Source organism: Staphylococcus capitis subsp. capitis (assembly GCF_040739495.1).
In the GTDB taxonomy this organism is placed as follows: domain Bacteria; phylum Bacillota; class Bacilli; order Staphylococcales; family Staphylococcaceae; genus Staphylococcus; species Staphylococcus capitis.
Window position 1 is genome coordinate 1,949,264 of the sequence record NZ_CP145263.1, and the last position, 21,926, is coordinate 1,971,189.

At 32.1% G+C, this 21,926-nt stretch carries 21 protein-coding genes; 12 read left to right on the top strand and 9 right to left on the bottom strand.

Features of this window, described 5'->3' with window-relative positions:
- The first annotated feature begins 97 nt into the window (after positions 1 to 97).
- Positions 98 to 739 (top strand): YigZ family protein, encoded by a 642-nt coding sequence (locus V6C74_RS09680; RefSeq protein ID WP_002452738.1) that lies wholly within the window; start codon positions 98 to 100, stop codon positions 737 to 739.
- Between the two features lie 70 nt (positions 740 to 809).
- Here V6C74_RS09680 and V6C74_RS09685 read toward each other — a convergent pair whose 3' ends face one another.
- Positions 810 to 1,895 carry a glycosyltransferase family 4 protein gene (locus tag V6C74_RS09685; RefSeq protein WP_002452737.1) on the bottom strand — a complete coding sequence of 362 codons (1,086 nt, stop codon included), beginning with the start codon at positions 1,893 to 1,895 and terminating at the stop codon, positions 810 to 812.
- 411 nt (positions 1,896 to 2,306) lie between these two features.
- On the opposite strand from V6C74_RS09685, the gene V6C74_RS09690 reads away from it, so the two are divergent.
- The 4 genes from V6C74_RS09690 (at position 2,307) to pepT (ending at position 6,142) form a co-directional block, all read left to right on the top strand.
- Positions 2,307 to 3,377 carry a GGDEF domain-containing protein gene (locus V6C74_RS09690; protein WP_002452736.1) on the top strand — a complete coding sequence of 357 codons (1,071 nt, stop codon included), beginning with the start codon at positions 2,307 to 2,309 and terminating at the stop codon, positions 3,375 to 3,377.
- Positions 3,378 to 3,624: 247 nt separating this feature from the next.
- Positions 3,625 to 4,386: a threonine/serine exporter ThrE family protein gene (locus V6C74_RS09695; protein ID WP_016898335.1), complete on the top strand. Its 762-nt coding sequence runs from the start codon at positions 3,625 to 3,627 to the stop codon at positions 4,384 to 4,386.
- Positions 4,387 to 4,401: 15 nt separating this feature from the next.
- On the top strand, positions 4,402 to 4,896 hold the full coding sequence (locus V6C74_RS09700; RefSeq protein ID WP_002452734.1) for a threonine/serine exporter family protein: 495 nt from the start codon (positions 4,402 to 4,404) through the stop codon (positions 4,894 to 4,896).
- 19 nt (positions 4,897 to 4,915) lie between these two features.
- On the top strand, positions 4,916 to 6,142 hold the full coding sequence (gene pepT, locus V6C74_RS09705; protein ID WP_016898336.1) for a peptidase T: 1,227 nt from the start codon (positions 4,916 to 4,918) through the stop codon (positions 6,140 to 6,142).
- A 101-nt stretch (positions 6,143 to 6,243) separates the two neighbouring features.
- Here pepT and V6C74_RS09710 read toward each other — a convergent pair whose 3' ends face one another.
- The 3 genes from V6C74_RS09710 to V6C74_RS09720 form a co-directional block, all read right to left on the bottom strand.
- A complete protein-coding gene (locus V6C74_RS09710) occupies positions 6,244 to 7,362 on the bottom strand; it encodes a glycerate kinase (protein ID WP_002452732.1) in 1,119 nt (372 codons plus the stop codon).
- Between the two features lie 211 nt (positions 7,363 to 7,573).
- Positions 7,574 to 7,894, bottom strand: a complete 321-nt coding sequence (gene ytxJ / locus V6C74_RS09715) for a bacillithiol system redox-active protein YtxJ (RefSeq protein ID WP_002433080.1) — start codon at positions 7,892 to 7,894, stop codon at positions 7,574 to 7,576.
- Between the two features lie 147 nt (positions 7,895 to 8,041).
- Entirely contained in the window at positions 8,042 to 8,932 is an 891-nt protein-coding gene (locus V6C74_RS09720) for an EMYY motif lipoprotein (protein WP_002452731.1), read from the bottom strand.
- Positions 8,933 to 9,052: 120 nt separating this feature from the next.
- Here V6C74_RS09720 and V6C74_RS09725 point away from each other — a divergent pair, with 120 nt between their 5' ends.
- From V6C74_RS09725 to V6C74_RS09735, 3 genes are all read left to right on the top strand, one after another.
- Entirely contained in the window at positions 9,053 to 9,571 is a 519-nt protein-coding gene (locus V6C74_RS09725; RefSeq protein WP_002452730.1) for a GrpB family protein, read from the top strand.
- A 131-nt stretch (positions 9,572 to 9,702) separates the two neighbouring features.
- Entirely contained in the window at positions 9,703 to 10,635 is a 933-nt protein-coding gene (murB, locus tag V6C74_RS09730; RefSeq protein WP_002452729.1) for a UDP-N-acetylmuramate dehydrogenase, read from the top strand.
- Positions 10,636 to 10,655: 20 nt separating this feature from the next.
- On the top strand, positions 10,656 to 10,970 hold the full coding sequence (locus tag V6C74_RS09735; protein ID WP_002452728.1) for a CHY zinc finger protein: 315 nt from the start codon (positions 10,656 to 10,658) through the stop codon (positions 10,968 to 10,970).
- Between the two features lie 165 nt (positions 10,971 to 11,135).
- On the opposite strand, the gene nrdF is transcribed toward V6C74_RS09735, so the two are convergent.
- The 3 genes from nrdF to nrdI form a co-directional block, all read right to left on the bottom strand.
- Positions 11,136 to 12,104, bottom strand: coding sequence for a class 1b ribonucleoside-diphosphate reductase subunit beta (gene nrdF / locus V6C74_RS09740; RefSeq protein WP_002433452.1), 969 nt, complete (start codon positions 12,102 to 12,104; stop codon positions 11,136 to 11,138).
- Between the two features lie 112 nt (positions 12,105 to 12,216).
- Positions 12,217 to 14,322 (bottom strand): class 1b ribonucleoside-diphosphate reductase subunit alpha, encoded by a 2,106-nt coding sequence (gene nrdE / locus V6C74_RS09745; protein ID WP_016898337.1) that lies wholly within the window; start codon positions 14,320 to 14,322, stop codon positions 12,217 to 12,219.
- On the bottom strand, positions 14,285 to 14,683 hold the full coding sequence (nrdI, locus tag V6C74_RS09750) for a class Ib ribonucleoside-diphosphate reductase assembly flavoprotein NrdI (RefSeq protein WP_016898338.1): 399 nt from the start codon (positions 14,681 to 14,683) through the stop codon (positions 14,285 to 14,287). Before nrdI ends, nrdE begins: the two co-directional genes overlap by 38 nt.
- A 792-nt stretch (positions 14,684 to 15,475) precedes the next feature.
- Here nrdI and V6C74_RS09755 point away from each other — a divergent pair.
- The 4 genes from V6C74_RS09755 (at position 15,476) to V6C74_RS09770 (ending at position 19,759) form a co-directional block, all read left to right on the top strand.
- Complete coding sequence (locus tag V6C74_RS09755) at positions 15,476 to 16,342, top strand: DMT family transporter (RefSeq protein ID WP_002452725.1); 867 nt, start codon at positions 15,476 to 15,478, stop codon at positions 16,340 to 16,342.
- 13 nt (positions 16,343 to 16,355) lie between these two features.
- A complete protein-coding gene (gene queF, locus V6C74_RS09760; protein WP_002452724.1) occupies positions 16,356 to 16,856 on the top strand; it encodes a preQ(1) synthase in 501 nt (166 codons plus the stop codon).
- 327 nt (positions 16,857 to 17,183) lie between these two features.
- Positions 17,184 to 18,689, top strand: coding sequence for a peptide MFS transporter (locus V6C74_RS09765; protein WP_002452723.1), 1,506 nt, complete (start codon positions 17,184 to 17,186; stop codon positions 18,687 to 18,689).
- Positions 18,690 to 18,835: 146 nt separating this feature from the next.
- On the top strand, positions 18,836 to 19,759 hold the full coding sequence (locus V6C74_RS09770) for a diacylglycerol kinase family protein (protein ID WP_016898339.1): 924 nt from the start codon (positions 18,836 to 18,838) through the stop codon (positions 19,757 to 19,759).
- A gap of 349 nt (positions 19,760 to 20,108) precedes the next feature.
- Here V6C74_RS09770 and V6C74_RS09775 read toward each other — a convergent pair whose 3' ends face one another.
- Positions 20,109 to 20,642, bottom strand: coding sequence for a 5'-3'-deoxyribonucleotidase (locus tag V6C74_RS09775; RefSeq protein ID WP_002452721.1), 534 nt, complete (start codon positions 20,640 to 20,642; stop codon positions 20,109 to 20,111).
- A 140-nt stretch (positions 20,643 to 20,782) separates the two neighbouring features.
- Positions 20,783 to 21,838 carry a histidinol-phosphate transaminase gene (gene hisC, locus V6C74_RS09780; protein ID WP_002452720.1) on the bottom strand — a complete coding sequence of 352 codons (1,056 nt, stop codon included), beginning with the start codon at positions 21,836 to 21,838 and terminating at the stop codon, positions 20,783 to 20,785.
- Between the last annotated feature and the right edge of the window lie 88 nt (positions 21,839 to 21,926).

Genomic DNA, 21,926 nt, shown 5'->3' on the forward strand with positions numbered 1-21,926 from the left:
GAAAAAGAAAATCTTATTTAAATGATTTAGACTCTGCATATATATGTGTATAATAATAATATTGATAAACGTACGAAATTGTAGGTGACAAAAATATATGGTAAAACCGATAATTACTATCAAAGAAGAACATCAAATTGAAAATATCATTAATAAATCTCATTTTATTGCTCACATTAGACCCGTTCAAAACGAAGAGGATGCAAAAGCATTTATTAATGAAATCAAATCTTCTCATAAAGATGCGACTCATAATTGTTCAGCCTATACTATTGGCTCTGAAATGAACATCCAAAAGGCAAATGATGATGGCGAACCAAGTGGTACAGCTGGTGTACCCATGCTAGAAATTTTAAAAAAATTAGAGATTCATAACGCATGTGTAGTTGTCACGCGTTATTTCGGTGGTATTAAATTAGGTGGTGGCGGTCTTATCCGTGCATATAGCGGTGCTGTCAGAGATGTCATATATGATATTGGGCGAGTCGAGCTAAGAGAAGCTGTCCCCGTAACAATCACTATAAGTTATGATCTAACCGGAAAATTCGAATACGAGCTTGCTTCAGCACCTTATATGTTAAGAAATCAATTTTATACCGACAAAGTAAGCTATCAAATCGATGTTGTAAAAGAGGACTACGAGGAATTTATACAGTTCCTTAACCGTAATACAGCTGGTAATTATGATTTAGAAGAAGAAGATATCAAATTATTACCTTTTGATATCGCAACAACTTAATTTAAATAATACGTAAAAAAATATCACGTATGAGAAGTTACAACTTTTATCCTCACACGTGATAGTGATACTAGTGTTTAGGGGGCTGTTGCTCATCATAACGATGTTGCTTATGGTCCCCTTTTCGAGTAATTAAATTTAAAATTGGACGATAATTATCATCAATCAAACCAGTAAATTCTACAATTAATTCAATCGTAAATATTATTAAGATAAACATCATGAGTGCACCAAGAGGCTGTGATAAGTATAGAATCACACTTGATAAACTAAACATGATTGCAATTGAATAAATAAGTAATACGGTTTGTCTATGTGAATATCCCAAAGCTAATAATTTATGATGTAAATGAGATTTATCAGCTTGCATGATATGTTGACCTTTCTTCATACGGCGAATCATCGCGAATAAAGTGTCTATGAAAGGCACTGCTAGAATAACAATCGGGAAGAATAGCGCAATAAATGTAATATTTTTAAAACCAAGTAACGATAAGAACCCTATAATAAAACCTATCATGAGTGCACCACTATCACCTAAAAATATTTTAGCTGGATGGAAATTATAAAATAAAAATCCTAGTAGCGAACCTAATAGCACACAACATATCATAATGATAAAGATATTCGCTTGTAAAATGGCAATAAACCCGATAGTCATTAATCCAATTGCAGATACACCAGATGCTAAACCATCAAGTCCATCAATAAGGTTGATAGCATTTGTTATCGCAACAATCCAAATAACTGTTATCGGAATACTTAAAAATCCAAAATGAATGGTTGGTCCCATAGGTAATGAAATAAAATCTATAGTAATACCATATAACGTTACAACTAACGCAGCTACGATTTGCCCCGTAAGTTTAATGTATGGTTTCAGATCATATATATCATCAATAAGTCCTACAAGGTACATGATAATAGCACCTAAAATAAGAGGCTTCACTTCCCTTTCAATAGGGTGGCCTAACCAAATACCTATTAAAAAGGAAAATAATATGACTGTACCACCCATTACTGAAATCGGTTTGGTATGCACCTTTCTAAAATTAGGACGATCTACCAAGTCTAATTTCTTTGATATTGCAATGATAATGGGCGTAATTATTAAACTGACTATCATGGTAAATGCTATGAGTAGTAAAGTATACATCAGTTCACCTTCATCAAATAAGTTAATCAATTTCTTAAAATTTATAGTGTAATCATCTCAATCAAATTAATTTTATACATATATGGATGCTACACAGAATTTTTTTTAATATATCTAGACGTATTTTATACGCTACCTTAAGACGTAACGCTCCCTCCCTCAATCGTCTAGAACAAATGATACCGGAATGCCCTTTCCGATAACGTGTATTATATATGTTATAAGCATTGATAAAAAATTTATCATACTTTAACCTTTTTCAATTCAAATACATTTTTTCTATCATACCATTTAAGCGACTATTTTAACATTAAATTCCATTTTGTAAACGAAATTTCTAAGTCTAAGTGATGACAAATTGTAAGTTTTCACTTACAATAGCTAATGGTCAACGAAGGAGTCGGTTTAGAAATGTTTGAAGCAATCATTTACAACATATCTGTCATGGTCGCAGGTATTTATCTATTTCACAGATTACAGTATTCAGAAAATAAAAAAATGGTATTTTCAAAGGAATATGTGACAGTTTTAATGACACTCGTTTCTCTACTCTTAGCTGCATACCCTATTCCATTTAAGAGCGAATATCTCGTTCATTTAACTTTTGTACCGTTACTATTTTTAGGGCGCTATACGAATATGATATACACTCTGGCTTCTGCATTCATTGTTGCGTTAGTTGATGTATTAATATTTGGAAATTCGATTATTTATGGCATTACTTTAGTCGTTATTGCTGGCGTCGTAAGTGCTGTGGGACCATTTTTAAAACAAAACGATATTGTTTCTTTACTGATTTTAAATTTCATTAGTATTATCATTTTATTAATATTGGCATTTGCAAGTCCAATTTATGACTTAGTAGAAATTTTAGTACTTATACCTATTTCTTTAATTATTACTATTGCTTCTGCCATTACATTCGTTGATATTTGGCATTTCTTCTCATTAGTTAACCGTTATGAAAATGAGGACAAATACGATTACCTCACAGGTTTAGGAAATGTTAAAGAATTTGATAGACACTTAAATGAAGTTTCACGTATTGCTGAAGAAAAAAATCATAGTCTAGCTTTACTATTAATCGATATCGATGGATTTAAAGATGTAAACGATAGTTACTCACACCAATCAGGTGATGCTGTACTTAAACAAATGTCACAGCTATTAAAAAATTATGTGCCAAATCAATTTAAAATCTTCAGAAATGGCGGAGAAGAATTTTCAGTTGTCATCAGAAATTATTCTCTAGATCAAAGCGTAAAATTAGCAGAAAATATTCGCTCTGGTGTAGAGAAATCTTCCTTCCATCTTCCTGGTAAAGAAGTGATTAAACTTTCTGTTTCAATTGGTGTCGGATACTTAACTCAAGATGATCGCAAATCACAACGTAAAGTATTTAAAGATGCCGACGATATGGTCCATGTTGCTAAGAATGAGGGACGTAATAAAGTTATGTTTAACCCAATTGTTAAACTATAAGTTTTAATACTGCTATCATAGATGTAGACTATTTAATCTTATGATTATGATACATCTATGTATGGCAGTTTTTTATTTATTTTCAGGGAAAATAAAATATTCTATCAATAAACTTTGAAGCAACAATATCAATAGAAAAATTAAAATTCAGTCCTCAATAATATAGTGTCTATTGAAAGTTAAAGGCGCAAGTTGTAAACTTCAATTGTTCATTAAAAAAATAAAATTGTCTTGGAGGTGAAGGTGTATGTCGGATTCCATCACGATAATAGATGAAAATAAAGTTATCGATGTAGTATTAATTGCAGGTAGAATTTTACTTGAAGCGGGTGCGGAAACTTATCGTGTTGAAGATACAATGAACCGTATCGCACATAGTTATGGTTTGCATGATACATATAGTTTTGTGACATCTACTGCGATTATATTTTCACTCAACGATCGTACCAGTACACGATTAATACGAATTCGTGAACGTACAACTGATTTAGAGAAAATTGCTCTTACAAATAGCTTATCTCGTAAAATTTCTAATAATCAACTTACGATTGATGAAGCTAAAACAGAATTAATTCACCTGAGACGTGCATCTCTACAGTATTCATTCTTTATGAACTTTATCGCTGCATTCGTAGCTTGTGGCTTCTTCTTATTTATGTTTGGAGGTACCGCTTCTGACTTTTGGATCGCATGTTTAGCTGGAGGTGCTGCATTTTTAACTTTTAGTTTTGTGCAAAAGTACATTCAAATTAAATTCTTCTCAGAGTTTGTAGCCTCAGCAGTAGTTATTAGTATTGCCGCAATATTCACTAAAATTGGAATCGCTAAAAATCAAGATATTATTACAATTGCAAGTGTTATGCCCCTAGTTCCTGGTATCCTCATAACCAATGCCATTCGAGATTTACTAGCTGGAGAACTGTTGGCTGGTATGTCACGCGGTGTTGAAGCTGCACTTACCGCCTTTGCAATAGGTGCGGGTGTCGCAATTGTATTATTACTATTATAAGAAAGGCTGTTAATAATGTTATTTTATTTATTCCATTTTACAATTAGTTTCATTTCCACAGTCCTTTTTTCAATTATATTTAATGCGCCCAAAAAGTTACTCGTAGCTTGTGGTTTCGTAGGTGCAGTAGCTTGGACAATTTATCAATTTACAGTTGGGATGGACTTAGGAAAAGTAGGCGCTTCTTTCCTAGGAAGTTTAATTTTAGGTTTAATGAGTCATACTATGAGCAGACGATACAAACGACCAGTTATTATCTTTATCGTTCCAGGAATCATTCCTTTAGTACCTGGAGGCGCTGCATACGAAGCGACTCGCTATTTAGTCTCTAATAATTATACATATGCAGTGAATACATTTTTAGAAGTAACTTTAATTTCTGGTGCCATCGCTTTCGGTATACTTGTTTCTGAAATCATCTATTATATTTACACTCGTATTAAACAGTCTTATGGTAAAATCAAAGGTAAAACTTATAAAAAATCATACAATATGAATAATAGAGTTTAATCTTAAGGGGATGATTACAATGAAAGAGCAAATTATTGACCGATTAACAAGATACGTAAAAATCGATACGCAATCTGATCCAAATTCTCAATCCACACCATCTACAGATAAACAGTGGGATTTATTACGTTTATTGGAAAATGAGCTTCAAGCATTTGGTTTATCTACAGATATTGATGAATATGGATATCTATTCGCGACTTTAGAAAGCAATGTGGATTATGAAGTGCCTACAGTAGGTTTCTTAGCCCATGTCGATACATCTCCAGATTTCAACGCGACGAATGTCCAACCACAAATTATTGACAACTATGATGGACAAGCACTCCAGTTAGGAGAGACGAATCGTGTACTTAACCCAAACGTTTTCCCTGAGTTAAACCAAGTTATAGGACATACATTAATGGTTACAGACGGTACATCATTACTTGGCGCTGACGATAAAGCAGGTGTAGTCGAAATTATGGAAGGTATTCAATACTTAATTGAACATCCTGAAATTAAGCATGGTCGTATTCGAGTAGGTTTTACACCTGATGAGGAAATCGGTAGAGGCCCTCACAAGTTCGATGTTTCTCGTTTTAACGCTGACTTCGCATACACAATGGATGGGAGCCAATTTGGTGAACTTCAATTTGAAAGTTTCAATGCAGCGGAAGCTACAGTTACTTGTCACGGTGTGAATGTTCATCCTGGTTCCGCTAAAAACGCAATGGTGAATGCAATTAGTTTAGGTCAACAATTTAATAGTCTTCTTCCACCTAGCGAAGTGCCTGAACGTACAGAAGGATATGAAGGATTTTATCACCTAATGAGTTTTGAAGGTAACGTTGAAAAAGCGACGCTCCAATATATTATTCGTGATCATGACAGAAAGCAGTTCGACTTACGAAAAAAACGTATGATGGAAATTCGAGATGACATTAATACGCACTATGAGGATTTTCCTGTAAAAGTCGATGTTCATGATCAATACTATAATATGGCAGAAAAGATACAACCCTTAAAACACATTATTGATATTCCTAAACGTGTATTCGCTAAACTAGATATTGAACCTAACACTGAACCCATACGTGGTGGTACAGATGGTTCACAATTATCATTTATGGGATTACCTACACCTAATATTTTCACAGGTTGTGGCAACTTCCACGGTCCATTCGAATATGCGTCTATAGATGTTATGGAAAAAGCAGTTCAAGTTGTTGTTGGCATTGCTGAAGAAGTTGCTAAAAAAGAATAGTCATTAAAGATTTTGACTTTAATATACAAATGGGCTAGAAATATAATTTGGTATAAATTATATTTCTAGCCCATTTTCAATTCTTCTTATCTATAGATAATTTATTGATTAAGACTCGTTTTAAGTAATTTAAGTGCTTGAACAGTGTAATGGCGAATTTGAATACCCATTCTAAAATCTGTATACGTTTCAGGCATGTCTATAAATGTATTAAACATTGCAGTGACACCTTGCGATTCGAATAAATCAAACTTATCACTTGTGGCACAAATTGCAATTGCAGGTTTATTATATTTCTGAGTTAAATCGGCAATACGTAATGTAGTTGTTTCTAGAATTTGATCTTTTTCTTTAAGCCCTTCCCCGAAAATAATTAAGTCGGCTTGCTCAATTAAATCTTCTAAGTGTGTAATTTGGTTAACAAGTTCATGGCTTGTTAATATTTCAGCCTGATATAACCCTTTTAACACTGCAGCAATGCCTCCTCCAGCACCACCACGTTCTATAGGACCTATTGCTAATTTAAGTTCACTTTTAAATAATTCACTAAAGTACCAAACTAAATTATCAATTTCAGCAGCTTCGTTTTGATTTAAATGAAACGTTTGATACGTTTGCATAATCTCACTTTGCTTTCCATATAATCGACTTGAAAAATCAGACATTAATTGTAATTTGGCATCGGCTAGCCTAGGATGTACATTAGATAAATCAATACGTCTAATATATTTAATTTTATATGCACCATCACTTACATCTACAATGTTTGCTTCATCATCATAGAACTTTGCACCAAGCGCTTGCAACATACCTGCACCAGCATCAAAGCTTCCAATCCCTCCTAGAGACATAACAATATGTTCTGCCTGATTATCCAGCGCTGCTTTTAACACTTCACCTAAACCGTAACTTGAACGCTGATCAATCGGTTTATTACCGTTTAAGAATAAATTCCCCTCTATTACAGTCATTCCACTATCAGTTTGGCCGTATGTCGCTTCTACTTCATTCATATCAGCGTCATGTGCTTTAACACGGTATTTACTTCCAGATTGCCACAGAAATACAGAATCCATTAATTCATGACGTCCATTAAATAGAGGAACCTGTACAATATCTGCATGTTCAATTTGACTTGCTACCGCTTCTTCAACATATCTATTCGCTTGATAACTGGAAATAATTCCATTGAACTCATCCATGGCTACTAAAACCTTCATTGTCTTAACCACCTTATATCTTTTACTCTTTTTTAAAATATCATGGTTTACTTATCTTTATAAATTTGACGATAATTATGTACTTATACGTAATTCACTAACACATTATACATATTTTCTTAAAATTTTTCATAACATACGAAAGGCTTGCCATACATCTTCACTTACCGATGTCTATGACAAGCCACTTAAACATTTAAATTATTTCGATTTATTCCTCAGCTTGTGCAAGTTGAGAAACATTAATATCATCATGATCCGCATTCCATTTCATCTCACCATTTACAAAGTAAAAAGCTTGCGGAGATTCATGCTTCACATTCGTTTTTTCTGCAATATAGTCCGATAACTTACGCTCCTGTTGAACGATTAAATAATAACCATCAATATCTCTTTCATATAAAAATTTATTAAATTGATCATACGCATTTGCAGAAATTGGACAAGTTTCACTATGTTTTAATACAAAAACATATTTATTTTCTTCTAAGACTTGTTCAAACTGGTCAATTGAACTCAGCTTAATAGCCATTCTATTCACCTCTAAAAATATTTATCACATTTTATGAGCATATGCGTGATATTCATATCCCAAAAATCATCTCAGTGGGTACAATTATACACATTCTGCTGTGTAATGTTAACCATCAATTTTTATTTTATTTAATTCAAAAAATAACTATTTAACATTTTCTTTGAACTCATAGTATTGCTTGTTAAATTCTTTATCCTTACTTGAAATGTCTTTACCCTCTTTTGGTAATTTATCCACATCAATTTTAGATAATTTTTCACTAATTTCAATAGTGTCTACTCGCGTATCATAGTAATTTTGTAAACTATAATACATTTCAATCGCATTTTTTCTAGCATTATCAACGTGTTGATCTGAAATATTAGTTTGGTTAATATCTTTAATTTGTTTATCAATCAGCGGTGAGATATGATTATTGATTGCTTTTTTTGCTGAATCTGAATTTGTAGTAGAAGAATTTAAATATTTCTTAGCTGTAGATTTGAGTTGCTTATTATTTTCTTCTAACTTAGACGTAAGTTGATCCGCGTCATTTTTATTAGTAGCTTTATTAATATCCGATTCTACCTCTGATCTATTTTTTTCGAAAAGTTTCGTATAATCTAAAATATCTTCATTATCTTTGATAGAACGATTACATAAATCAACAAATGATTTTAAATCATTAATTGAATTTTCCTTCTCTTTAACAGTATCTAAATACGAGTTACGAAGGTTTTTAACATCGTTTGTATCAGCGGGTAATCGATTAGCAGCCTTTTTATATTTTTTAAATTCTGGCATGAGATAATTATTTATATCTTTTTGAAGTGCAATAAATTCTTTTTTATTTTTGTCTGTCGTATCCGTTTTACTTAAGTTATCTAACTCTTTTAAATGAATTTTATCTATAACTTCTTCAACGTTTTTTTGCTTTTGCTTAACATCACTTAGTTTATTGTCAAAATCATTAAAATCTTTGTTTGTTTTGTTGCCACAAGCTGTTAGCGCTATCATAAATATGACAATTGTTGCAATAAATAGTAATTTTTTCATATCTGCACTCCTTATCATTAAACATTATACATAAACGTATTTATTATGAAAATGAATTGTGTTATAGTATGTCAGACTTTACTGTAAAATTGAGAAATTATAATTCACAAGGAGTAAATCATGTATACTTATGTTCAACCTTTAGTCAAAGAGGACTTAAATGAATCATTTGCTAAGGAATATCAAAACGTCAAAAATATATTATTTAATTTATTAGATTCTCCAGTAAAATACACTCAACATATTGGTGGCACGCGTCATTTTAATTATGCTACCGAACCCATATTAGATGTACTTGTAGGAGTTAATAATTTACACGATATTACTGCTTTAGATGAAAAACGTTTGAATTACGCTGGTTTTTATCGCCTTCATCATTCCTATAAAAAGAAAGTAGTAATGGCTCGGTTTAATAATCTTAGTGAACTCAAACAAGAAGTAAGATTACATATTATACAGTTAGACACCCCTCTTTTTGAACAATATCAAAAGGTTGATCAATTATTAACACAAGATAAGGAAATTTCTCAATTATTTTCAACGAAAAAGCAAAACATATTAAAACACGTTCATACTATTCGTATGTATGAAAACCAAAAACAAAGTATATTTGAAGATTTAAGTAAAGAGTTAAAATAATTAGAGAACTTACTAAACCTTAATAAGAGATTCCCTGCTTTGTCTATTTAATGGTAAAATAATATATTCAAATTTCGCAAATAACTATTAAAGTTGATATAATAATAATGATATTAAGAAGATGAGAAAGGATGTTCAAAACGTTGAATAAAAGTGACATCTTAAGTGATTTAAAGTCGATTATTCCCGACAATATAATTAAAGTTGATGAACCTCTCAAACGTTATACATATACTGAAACTGGTGGAGAGGCTGATTTCTATTTATCCCCAACAAAAAATGAAGAAGTGCAAGCAATTGTATCTTACGCTTACAATAATAATATTCCTGTAACATACTTAGGTAATGGTTCAAATATTATCATTCGTGAAGGTGGAATAAGAGGCATAGTTCTAAGTCTACTCTCATTAGATCATATTGATGTTTCTGACGATGCAATTATCGCTGGTAGTGGCGCTGCTATTATTGATGTTTCAAGAGTGGCACGAGACCATGTTCTTACTGGTTTAGAGTTTGCTTGTGGTATCCCAGGTTCAATCGGTGGTGCTGTATTTATGAATGCTGGAGCATATGGCGGTGAAGTGAAAGATTGCATCGATTATGCCCTTTGCGTTAATGAAAAAGGCGATTTAATCAAGTTAACTACTGAAGAACTAGAGCTAGATTACAGAAATAGTATTGTTCAAAAGAAACACCTCGTTGTGCTTGAAGCAGCGTTTACTTTAATGCCAGGTAATTTAGATGAGATACAAGCTAAAATGGATGATTTAACTGAAAGAAGAGAATCAAAACAACCATTAGAATACCCTTCTTGCGGAAGTGTATTCCAAAGACCGCCGGGCCATTTCGCCGGTAAATTAATTCAAGATTCTGATTTACAAGGTCACCGTATCGGTGGTGTAGAAGTATCAAAAAAACATGCTGGCTTTATGGTTAATGTGGATAATGGTACAGCGACTGATTACGAAGATTTAATCCACCACGTACAAAGAACTGTTAAAGATAAATTTGATGTAGAACTAAATACAGAAGTACGTATTATTGGTGAACACCCTGAAAGTTAATTTTATAAGGAGGTACATCTGTGACCGATATTCACGGTTCAGTCATTGATAAAGAGACAAGATGTACTCACTATCACTCTTTTTTAGATGTTATTGCGATAAAATTTAAATGTTGTGACAAGTACTACCCTTGTTATAAATGTCATGATGAACATGAGTCACATCCTATACAGAGATGGACTGAAAAAGAATTTGATCAAAAGGTCATTATGTGTGGTGTATGTAATCATGAAATGAGTATACACGACTACATGATGGTTGAAGTTTGCCCTAAATGTAAAGCACATTTTAATAGTAGATGTAAATTTCATTATCATTTGTATTTTGAAATATAATTTACTTTAATAGTCTTTTTAAAATAGACATTATGTTAATATTACAAAGGTTAAGCAATTGAATTTTGCTTAACCTTTTTTATTATCAAAATAAAAAAGCCTTTAGTTATACAACACAGTAAGTATTGTAAACTAAAGGCTTTTCCCCTATTAAGTTAATATTTACTATTCATCGAATACAAAGTCTTCATCACGTAGTGCTTCAACATTTAATGCTAATGTGTAGCCATCACCTTTTACTGAGAAGAAGTCATGGTTCTTAGTAGATGTATCCAAAGCATTTTCGATAATAGGATTAAATTCACGTTCTTCAAAATATGGTTCAAATCCTAAATTAGATAATGCTTTATTACCATTATATCGTACATAGTTTAGAACATCTTCAGTTAACCCAATATCATCATATAGAAGATGTGTATATGAAACTTCGTTATCATAAAGTTCATTTAACAACTTATACATTTCTTGATCGGCTTTTTGCTTTTCACTTTCTGAAAGTTCATTACGTAAACTTTGAGCATCTAAACCAGTGAAAACCCCATGAATTGATTCATCCAATAAGATTTTACGAATAATTTCACCAGAAGTTGTCATTTTACCTTGGCCAGCAAGATATAGAGGATAATAGAAACCGGAATAGAATAAAAACGTTTCTAAAAATACGCTTGACACTCTTGCGATATATTGGTCGAAGATTGATGCTTCTTTCCCCCAAAGCTTATGATAATTGTCGATAATTTTATCTGATTTGTATTTTAAATGAGGTTCTTCAATTACCCATGTGTCTAGCAAATAGTTCGTTTCACTAGATGGAAGTAATGTTGTGAAGATATGAGAATAACTTTTAGCGTGAATTTGTTCCATCATGGCCATAAAAGAGTATACAGCTTTTTTTCTTAAATCTGTCGTGTGTAACATAATTAAAGGCATTCCATCGTCTGCTTGGTGCGTATCTAGCCCTGTTAATCCTGCTAAAGCCTTTTTAAATGTTTCTTTTTCAGAATCTGTCAATGTTTTCCAACTTGCTATATCTTTTGAAACTTTAAACTCTGTTTCTACCCACATTTGTGAGATATTTTGACGCCAAAACATATTCGTCATATCTTCTTGGGTGTTCCAGTTGACCGCTTTCATGTAAATCCTCCTGTCGTTATTATGTATAGCGTAGAGAATTCCAACCACATAAAATATGATATGCATAATTTACAGTGATTGAAATTTCTAGCATTGTATTAAATTGAAAATATTAGATTGCACAGCTTGTACATTCTTCTACACTAAGTAATTTGTTACGTGTATAATAAAGTGATTTTAGTCCTTTATAATGCGCGTATACATATAATCTTGAAAGTTCACGTGTAGAAATTTCTGAATTTACATATAGAATTGTTGAAATACCTTGGTCTACATGTGTTTGAATTGTTGAAACTAAATCAATTAATTTCATTTGATCAGTATTAAATGCTGATTTGTAGTACCACATTGTTTCAGGTGATAGGAAAGGCATTGGATAAAACGTTTCAGCATTTCCATAAGTACGACGCTCAATTTGATCTACAATAGGCATTACAGAGCTTGTCGCATTTTGTACGTAAGAGATACTTTGAGTAGGCGCAATAGCTAAACGGTAAGCATGATAAAGACCGTATTGTTCTACTTCTTTTTGTAAAGCTTTCCAATCTTCGGAAGTTGGAATATCTAAACCATCAAATAACTGACGAACTTTTTCAAATTGTGGTTCAAATTCTTGTGAAGTATAGAATTCAAAGTATTTGCCATTAGCATAATCTGATTGATCAAAATCTTGATAGCTTTCTCCACGTTCTTTAGCTATTTCCATTGAACGTTCTATAGAATAATAGTTCATCATCATGAAGAATATATTAGCAAAGTCTTTCGCCTCTTCAGACTCATAACCGATTTTGTTCTTTGCTAAATATCCATGAAGATTCATTACACCTAGACCTACTGAGTGCAATTCACTATTAGCTTTTTTAACACCTGGAGCATTTTGAATATTAGCTTCATCACTCACAACAGTAAGTGCATCCATACCAGTATGGACAGAATCTCTGAACTTACCTGATTCCATGACATTAACGATGTTTAATGAACCTAGATTACATGAAATATCACGTTTAATTTCATCTTGTGTTCCATAATCATTGATAATAGATGTTTCTTGTAGTTGGAAAATTTCTGTACATAAGTTGCTCATTTTAATTTGACCAATATCAGAATTGGCATGTACTTTATTAGCATTATCTTTAAACATTAGATATGGATAACCAGACTGTAATTGTGTTTGTGCAATTGTATTTAACATTTCACGTGCATCTTTTTTCTTCTTATCAATGTTCGGATTAGCAACCATATCATCATAATATTTTTCTAAATCAATATCATCTAATGTCACACCGTATTCTTGCTTTACAGTATGAGGGGCGAACATATAAAAGTCCTTTCTTTCTTTAGCTAAATCAAAGAACTTAGAAGGAACAATAAGACCAGTTGAAATCGTAGATAAACGTAAATCTTCGTCGGCATTTACCTTTTTAGTATCTAAAAATTCTTCTACATCATAATGGAAAATATTTAAATATACAGCGCCTGCACCAGGTCTTTGACCTAATTGATCAGCATAACTAAATCCGCCTTCAAGTGCTTTAGCTACTGGTAATACACCTTTAGCAACACCTTTAATACCTTTGATTGCCTCACCACGGGCACGTAGTTTTGATAAATTAATAGCGACACCGCCACCAATTTTACTTAGTTGTTTCGCTGTTGAATCAATAAAGTTAATAGAATTTAAACTATCATCAACTTCTAATAAGAAACATGAAACAAGTTCACCACGACGTGCACGTCCTGCGTTTAAGAAAGTAGGCGTTGCTGGTTGATAACGTTGTTCAACCATAGAAGAAATAAATTGTTTTGCTTGTTTAGTATCACCATTAGCTAAATAAAGAGCAACAATTGCAACATGCTGATTATAATCTTCTAAAAATTGACTTTTATCATTTGTTTTTAAAGCATAGTCCTTGTAGAACTTACTTGCAGACATGTAGCTCGCGAATTGAAAGTGGATTGACTTAGCATACTCAGTAATTTCTCTTAATTCTTCTTCTGAATATTTCTCGAATACATTGAAATAAAAGTCATTATCCACAAGATAATGTAAACGTTCAATTTCGTCATCGAAATAAATTGTTTTATCATGGATTTCTTTAAGATAAACTTTTAGTGCTTCCTGATCTTTTTCTAAATCAAAGAAACCATTATCTTTTCTCTTCGTTACTTCATTATTTAGTTCAATATGATTGTATTTCTTCTCGTCCATGGTTTTCATTGAAATTACCCACCTTATCCTTAAATTCAATTACATCATTGTTCGTACCTTGTACTTCAAATTTCATAAGTAGAGGAACATCATAGTCCTCTGAGATTGTACGGCCTGCTTTAGCAAAATTTTGCCCCCAATTACGATTTCCGCTTGCAGCTACCGCTTGTAATTGAGCGTGATTAACTTCTAAAAAAGATTGAACAGGTTGTGGCACTTCTCCAAATCCAATAGTGCCAGTAACTAAGATATAAGGTTCATTTACTGGTTCTGTACAATTGTCTTGAGTAATTTCTAATGTGTCATCAATTTCTGCTCGCTTTATAAAACGTCTTACATTTCCAGAAAATGAGAAATATACTACTTTCATTGGATCACCTTCTTTCTTCAATCTTTAGTTGTCGTGTCTATATTGAGCATTCACTAACTCAAAAAATAAAAGCACCACTAGTATAGAGGTGTAAACCGTTAAAATTTTTAATTTCTAAATATTCTTATTTCTTATTAAAGAACGTTTATTTTAATGCCTCTAGTATACCTTTAAGTTTATAACCACTATATATAGTACTTAAAACTTAAAATATTACTAAATGATAAATTGCTATATTTGTAACTGATTACCAATATTGCAAAGATTTATCATTTTAATCAGTGTGATTTTGCATTAAAATTAATCATTTTCCCAATATTAACTTTCGAACCCTAAACACTATATATAGTGTTTGTTTTGAAAAGTTAATACTATATTCTGTGTTTCATTATACATAAGTAGATTGTTTAATGAAAGTTAAAGTTTAATGACGAAAAAACTAAAATTTTTAGAAAGTGCACCACTACGTGATTAAAGACTAATATTCTGAATAAAAAAATTTTTTCAAGTTTATTTGCTTGCATTTTCCTGAAAAATAGACGTACCCATTCTTTGTGTAATCTGGAAAAAATCTCATTATGATAGTATGCAACCTACAAATATATGAATTTTAATTTTAATCACTTTCATTATTCACAATTTAATCTTTTTGAGGGTCTCACACTTACTAACAGAACATGTGTTCGTATTTGTATTATAAAACGTTATTTTTTAATTTGCAAGTACTCATGCATAGCTTCTTTATTTATGCTAATATAGTTACGTTAATCTTATTGTATTGAGGCGATAATATTGAATCCAAAAGTAAAAGGTATTATTGCTATCTTAATTTCTGCTGTTGGATTTAGTTTTATGTCTGTATTTTTCAGACTCGCTGGAGACTTACCTGTCTTTCAAAAATCTTTAGCTAGAAATTTAGTAGCTATGTTTATACCTCTATTTTTTATTATAAAATATAAGCAACCTATGTTTGGTAAATTAAGTAGCCAGCCTTTATTGATTTCACGTTCTACCCTAGGGCTCATAGGTGTATTACTAAACATATACGCGATTGACCATATGGTACTTAGTGATGCCGACACTCTTATGAAATTGAATCCTTTTTGGACAATTCTCTTAAGTTTAATTTTTTTACACGAGAAGGTTCGTAAATATCAAATATCAGCGATGATAATAGCTATACTAGGTATGTTACTTATCGTTAAACCTGAATTTTCATCATCAGTTATTCCATCAATAGCGGGTTTATTCTCAGGTATATTCGCTGCATCAGCTTACACATGTGTTCGTGCACTTAGTACTCGTGAAAAACCTTACACAATCGTATTTTATTTTTCATTATTCTCAGTTGTTGTCTTAATACCTTTCTCAATTATTACATTTGAACCTATGACAACGGTACAGGTTATATACTTGCTTGGTGCGGGTTTATCTGCAGCTGTTGGACAAATAGGTATTACACTTGCATATAGCTTTGCACCTGCTAAAGACATTTCAATCTTCACGTATGCTTCTATTATTTTTACAGCATTATTTGGTTTTATCTTATTCGGAGAAACACCAGATATGCTGGCAACTGTAGGTTATGTAGTTATTATTAGCGCAAGTTACTATATGTTTGAAAAGGCGCGACGAGAATCAAATATAAAAGAAAGTTAAAGGAGCTAAATTAATGGCACAAGGACGTCAAAAAGATGAACTTCAAGATATTACTTTACTAGGTAATCAAAATAATACGTATGATTTTAATTACAGACCAGATGTTCTAGAGACCTTCGATAATAAGCATCAAGGTCGTGACTATTTCGTTAAATTTAACTGTCCAGAGTTTACATCATTATGCCCTATTACAGGTCAACCAGATTTTGCTACAATTTATATTTCATATATCCCTAATGTTAAAATGGTTGAGTCTAAATCATTGAAACTCTATTTATTTAGCTTTAGAAATCATGGTGACTTCCATGAAGATTGTATGAATATCATTATGAATGATTTAATTGAACTCATGGATCCTCATTACATTGAAGTTTGGGGTAAATTCACACCTAGAGGTGGCATCTCAATTGACCCTTATACAAATTATGGTCGTCCTAATTCTAAATATGAAAAGATGGCTGAACATCGTTTGATGAATCATGATATGTATCCAGAAAAGATTGATAATCGATAAATCCAACTATCAAATATCCTCCGTTAAAATTAATTGTTTAATGGAGGATTTTTTGTTTAAAAAAATATTTTCATATTTGATAAAAAAAGTATTGCACTTTGACGCGTTAAAGCGTATTTTATTAATATCGATTTATTTCTACAAATGCTTATAATTAATTAAATAAAGGCACATATTATCTTATAAATGTAGTAAAATCTATAAATTGACTGAATATTCATATTATTTTTATTTTTTGAAAATTGTTGAAACTTATTATTTACAATAGTACAATCGTTTTTAAACAATTGAATATGGTATTAAGGGAAGAAAGGATGGGATGATATTATGACTACAAATAATTCCCATGAACAAGCAGTTCAAGAAATACCTCAACACGGATTCTTTGGGCATCCTCGAGGTTTAGGCGTACTCTTTTTCGTAGAGTTTTGGGAGCGTTTTAGCTACTACGGTATGAGAGCGATGCTTATTTTTTATATGTACTTTGCGATTCAAGATCATGGTCTTGGAATCGATAAAACTACGGCAATGTCTATCATGTCCGTATACGGTGCATTAATATACATGTCTTCTATTCCAGGGGGTTGGATTGCTGACAGAATTACTGGGACACGTGGTGCTACTTTAATAGGTGGCGTTTTAATTATTATCGGACATATTTGTTTAAGCTTACCATTTGCAATGTTTGGGCTTTTCACTTCTATGTTCTTCATTATAATTGGTTCAGGTTTAATGAAACCTAATATTTCAAACATTGTAGGTCGATTGTATCCACAAAACGATGTGAGAATGGATGCAGGATTCGTTATTTTCTATATGTCTGTTAACTTTGGCGCACTTGTTTCACCAATTATTTTGCAACATTTCATAAACGTTAAAAACTTCCATGGCGGATTCTTAATTGCTGCTATTGGTATGGCATTAGGTTTAATTTGGTACATATTATTTAACCGTAAAAATTTGGGTAGTGTAGGTATGAAACCAACAAACCCACTCTCACCAACTGAAAAGAAAAAATATAGTATAATCATAGCGGCGATTATAGCAGTGATAGCGATAGTATTTATCATTTCTTACATTACTCACACATTATCATTCGATTTAGTTAGTAATTCAGTACTTGTTTTAGGTATTGCTTTACCAATAGTCTATTTCACTACTATGATTCGTAGTAAAGAGGTAACTGATATTGAACGTTCACGTGTGAAAGCATTTATTCCTTTATTTATTTTAGGTATGCTTTTCTGGGCAATACAAGAACAAGGCTCTAACGTATTGAATATTTACGGTATAGAACATTCAGATATGAAATTAAATTTATTTGGTTGGAAAACAAACTTCGGTGAAGCTATCTTCCAATCAATCAACCCATTATTTATCTTATTATTTGCTCCAGTAGTATCTGCAGTTTGGCAAAAACTAGGTAAACGTCAACCTAGCCTACCAATTAAATTTGTTATAGGGGCTTTAATGGCGGGCGCATCATATATCATGATGGGTATTATAGGTAATATTTATGGTAATGCACATTTCTCAGTTAACTGGGTAATTCTCTCATACATCATATGTGTAGTTGGTGAATTATGTCTCTCTCCTACTGGTAATAGTGCAGCAGTAAAGTTAGCTCCAAAAGCATTCAATGCTCAAATGATGAGTTTATGGTTATTAACAAATGCGTCTGCTCAAGCATTTAACGGTACTTTAGTTAAATTAATTGATCCATTAGGTCAAACGAATTACTTCATTTTCTTAGGTGTTACAACAGCCATAATTACATTTGTTATTCTTGCTTTCAGTCCTAAGATTATAAAAGCGATGAAGGGTATTCGTTAATAATATTATCTCTGACTACAAGTCGATTATTTTCGACTTGTGGTTTTTTTATTTTATAATAGTTATAATTTCTAATTATTTGCTTTTGTTACTCGAAAAAGGGTAACCCTTAAACTCAGAGAATTTTATGAAAGTAGGCATTCGAAATGGAAAATAAATATAACCATGGTGTCTTGTTTTATCATGAACATAGTGGCTTAAAAGATATATATGAGGGACTTGGTGAGGTAACTAAATCACTTAGTTCAATGTGTAAGCATTTATCGATTCAATTAAGTGAAAATGAAGGCGACATTATCAAATACTGTGAAGCTATTAAAAATGACAAATATGGTTCAGAAATAGATATATTATTTATTTTAGGCGGAGATGGTACTGTTAATGAACTGGTCAACGGCGTCATGCAACATGATTTACACTTACCAGTGGGTATTATACCAGGAGGAACATTTAATGACTTTACCAAAACATTAAACTTAGATCCTAACTTTAAAAATGCAAGTTCACAATTACTTTCAGCACAAGTTGGTTCATATGATGTCATGAAAGTTAATGATACATATGTACTTAACTTTGTTGGTTTAGGGTTAATAGTTCAAAATGCTGAGAATGTACAAGAAGGTTCCAAAGATGTTTTTGCCAAGCTAAGCTATATTGGGTCAACTGTCAAAACTTTAATGAACCCTAGTAAATTCGACTTTGAGCTTAACATAGATGGAAGAAAAGAAACCGGTAATACCTCCATGCTTTTGATAGCTAATGGTCCTAATATTGGTGGCGGACGCGTTCCACTAACTGACCTTTCACCTCAAGATGGAAAGGTAGATACGTTTATATTTGATGATCAAAGTTTCAGTATTTTAAATGATATTTTCAAGAAAAGAGACAGTATGAATTGGAATGAAATTACCGAGGGGATAGACCATATTCCAGGTCAACATATTACTTTATCAACTGAACCTAACATGAAAGTTGATATAGATGGTGAGATAAGTTTAGAAACACCTATTGAAATTGAAGTTTTACCTAAAGCAATACAACTACTTACCTTCCCAGAATTTGGTAAATAATAAGTTTATTTAGTTCAAATAAATATTTCAATTAAGTATTCACTCGCAACTTGATAAATATAAAAGATTAAAAAATAACATGAAGTTTTTAAGTAACAATAAAACGAGGCTAAGACATAATTTATTGTCTTAGCCTCACATAACGAATTGGCAGTAGATGTCTGAATTGAAAGTGCGCTTATATCAAGCTTCTTTCAATCCTAGTCATCCTTGCCGCGGGGCCCCAACATAGAGAATTTCTTTAGGAAGAAATTCTACAAACAATGCAAGTTGGGGGTGGGACAACGAAAATAATTTTTTCAAATTATATTTCTGTCCCACTCTCGTTGTTATATTTTACAGAGACTTTCTAGTTTCCTAGGAAATAATTCTCAACGTCTTTCCAACCGTTTACTCGATCAAATCTATCATCATTTATATTATGAGATGCTGTAAACATAATTGATTTACCTTCAAAAATCTCAAGTTGCTTTGGATTATCATCTATTAAATAGTCAGCATTCACAATATTTTTTCTACCACAAAATACAAAATGCTGAGGGTTTAAAAATGGGAAGAATTCTAATAACCATTCATATTTATCATGAAATGATGTTGGAACATCCATTGCTGCTGTAGCAATATATACATCATAATGATCATTTAATTTCTCAACGACTTCTTGAGCGTGTGGCATCACTTTTAAACGTCTAAAGAAACCTGGCTCTCTTAATACTTCAGTCACTAATCCTTCATGTTCAGGCATCATATGTTTTAATTTTTTTCCATTTAGAGATTCGATAGTAATCCCAAGATTTGCTCTTTCATTTACTGCATCAATTATTTCTCCTAGCGTATCAGCTAAGACTTCATCCATATCTATAGCTATTTTCTTTCGAGACATTCTCAAGTACACTCCCTATTGATTTTGAAACTTAAATACATGATTTAGTATAGCAAATATTAAAGTGTAGCACAGTGTTCATTGATAAATTCTTATTCTGTACTACACTCTTTTAATTTATATATAAATATTAGAACTTATTAATAATTAAAATCTTTTAATACTTCTAACATCTTCTTATTTTGTTCTGGGAAGCCTATTGTAATCCTTACACCATTCGGAAAAGGTCTAGTAATGCAGCCCACTTTTAGTAACTCATCGTATAACGCTTTACTATTGTTCGTTTTCACAAAAATGAAATTAGTTTGACTTGGTAAAAAGTGCTTACTTTGAGGAATTTGATAAAATTTCTCGCGTTCTACTGCATTTCGTTGAGTAATATCTTTTAAATACGCTTGGTCTTCTAATGCAGCAATTGCTGCATATTCTGAAATTCTAGTGATATTGAATGGTGGTCTAATGATGTTCCACTTTTCAATAGCGTCAGGAGAAGCAACGACATAACCTACTCTTAATCCAGCTAAGCCATATGCTTTAGAGAAAGTGCGTAATAAAAAGGCATTCTCAAATGTTTCTTGTAGCTTTAAAGTGTCAGGAAAATCTGATGCAGTTACAAATTCAACATATGCTTCATCGATTAACACTGGAATATGACTCGGCACTTGTGTTAAGAAGTCGTTTAATGTTTCATGATCAAAATAAGTACCAGTCGGGTTATTAGGATTACATAGCCAAACTAGCGCTGTATTATCATCAATACTTTGTAGGATACCTTCTAAATCGAACCCGCCCTCTTTAAGCGGAACTTGAACAACCTCGGCTGACTCGACAATAGCATTATGATAGTACTGTCCAAAGGTAGCTTCACTTGTAACAATTTTATCCCCAGGTGTTAACACCGCTCTTGAAATCATTAATATCACTTCATCAAGACCAGCCCCGAATAAAATACGTGATTCGTCGATATTTAAATGTTTACTGATAGCCCTTCTTAGACTGGGTGATCCACTTTCAGGATAGTAGTACAGCTCATCTAAATGTTGCTTTATCGCCTCTTTAGCTTTTGGTGTTGGGCCATACAAATTTTCATTTGATGCTAATTTGAATAATTCACCCTCAATACCATACTCTTTTTTTAATGCTTCTGGAGAAAGACCAGGTTCATATGCAGATAATTGATTTAACTGACTTTTCATAGTTGAGTATCCCCTTCTAAATTGACTGAGATTTTAAAAAACTTAGTATTAATTATAAACAATAATGAGTTTTAAAATCAATGAGCCT

Bases quoted from the DNA above. Each gene is read 5' to 3' on its own strand.
- nrdI (WP_016898338.1), bottom strand. From the start codon at position 14,683: ATGAAAGTAGTATATTTCTCATTTTCTGGAAATGTAAGACGTTTTATA.
- ytxJ (WP_002433080.1), bottom strand. From the start codon at position 7,894: ATGGCTATTAAGCTGAGTTCAATTGACCAGTTTGAACAAGTCTTAGAA.
- nrdF (WP_002433452.1), bottom strand. From the start codon at position 12,104: ATGAAAGCGGTCAACTGGAACACCCAAGAAGATATGACGAATATGTTT.
- V6C74_RS09720 (WP_002452731.1), bottom strand. From the start codon at position 8,932: ATGAAAAAATTACTATTTATTGCAACAATTGTCATATTTATGATAGCG.
- V6C74_RS09765 (WP_002452723.1), top strand. From the start codon at position 17,184: ATGACTACAAATAATTCCCATGAACAAGCAGTTCAAGAAATACCTCAA.
- nrdE (WP_016898337.1), bottom strand. From the start codon at position 14,322: ATGAAAACCATGGACGAGAAGAAATACAATCATATTGAACTAAATAAT.
- V6C74_RS09710 (WP_002452732.1), bottom strand. From the start codon at position 7,362: ATGAAGGTTTTAGTAGCCATGGATGAGTTCAATGGAATTATTTCCAGT.
- V6C74_RS09775 (WP_002452721.1), bottom strand. From the start codon at position 20,642: ATGTCTCGAAAGAAAATAGCTATAGATATGGATGAAGTCTTAGCTGAT.
- V6C74_RS09700 (WP_002452734.1), top strand. From the start codon at position 4,402: ATGTTATTTTATTTATTCCATTTTACAATTAGTTTCATTTCCACAGTC.
- queF (WP_002452724.1), top strand. From the start codon at position 16,356: ATGGCACAAGGACGTCAAAAAGATGAACTTCAAGATATTACTTTACTA.
- V6C74_RS09690 (WP_002452736.1), top strand. From the start codon at position 2,307: ATGTTTGAAGCAATCATTTACAACATATCTGTCATGGTCGCAGGTATT.
- V6C74_RS09685 (WP_002452737.1), bottom strand. From the start codon at position 1,895: ATGTATACTTTACTACTCATAGCATTTACCATGATAGTCAGTTTAATA.
- hisC (WP_002452720.1), bottom strand. From the start codon at position 21,838: ATGAAAAGTCAGTTAAATCAATTATCTGCATATGAACCTGGTCTTTCT.
- murB (WP_002452729.1), top strand. From the start codon at position 9,703: ATGTTCAAAACGTTGAATAAAAGTGACATCTTAAGTGATTTAAAGTCG.
- V6C74_RS09695 (WP_016898335.1), top strand. From the start codon at position 3,625: ATGTCGGATTCCATCACGATAATAGATGAAAATAAAGTTATCGATGTA.
- pepT (WP_016898336.1), top strand. From the start codon at position 4,916: ATGAAAGAGCAAATTATTGACCGATTAACAAGATACGTAAAAATCGAT.
- V6C74_RS09680 (WP_002452738.1), top strand. From the start codon at position 98: ATGGTAAAACCGATAATTACTATCAAAGAAGAACATCAAATTGAAAAT.
- V6C74_RS09725 (WP_002452730.1), top strand. From the start codon at position 9,053: ATGTATACTTATGTTCAACCTTTAGTCAAAGAGGACTTAAATGAATCA.
- V6C74_RS09770 (WP_016898339.1), top strand. From the start codon at position 18,836: ATGGAAAATAAATATAACCATGGTGTCTTGTTTTATCATGAACATAGT.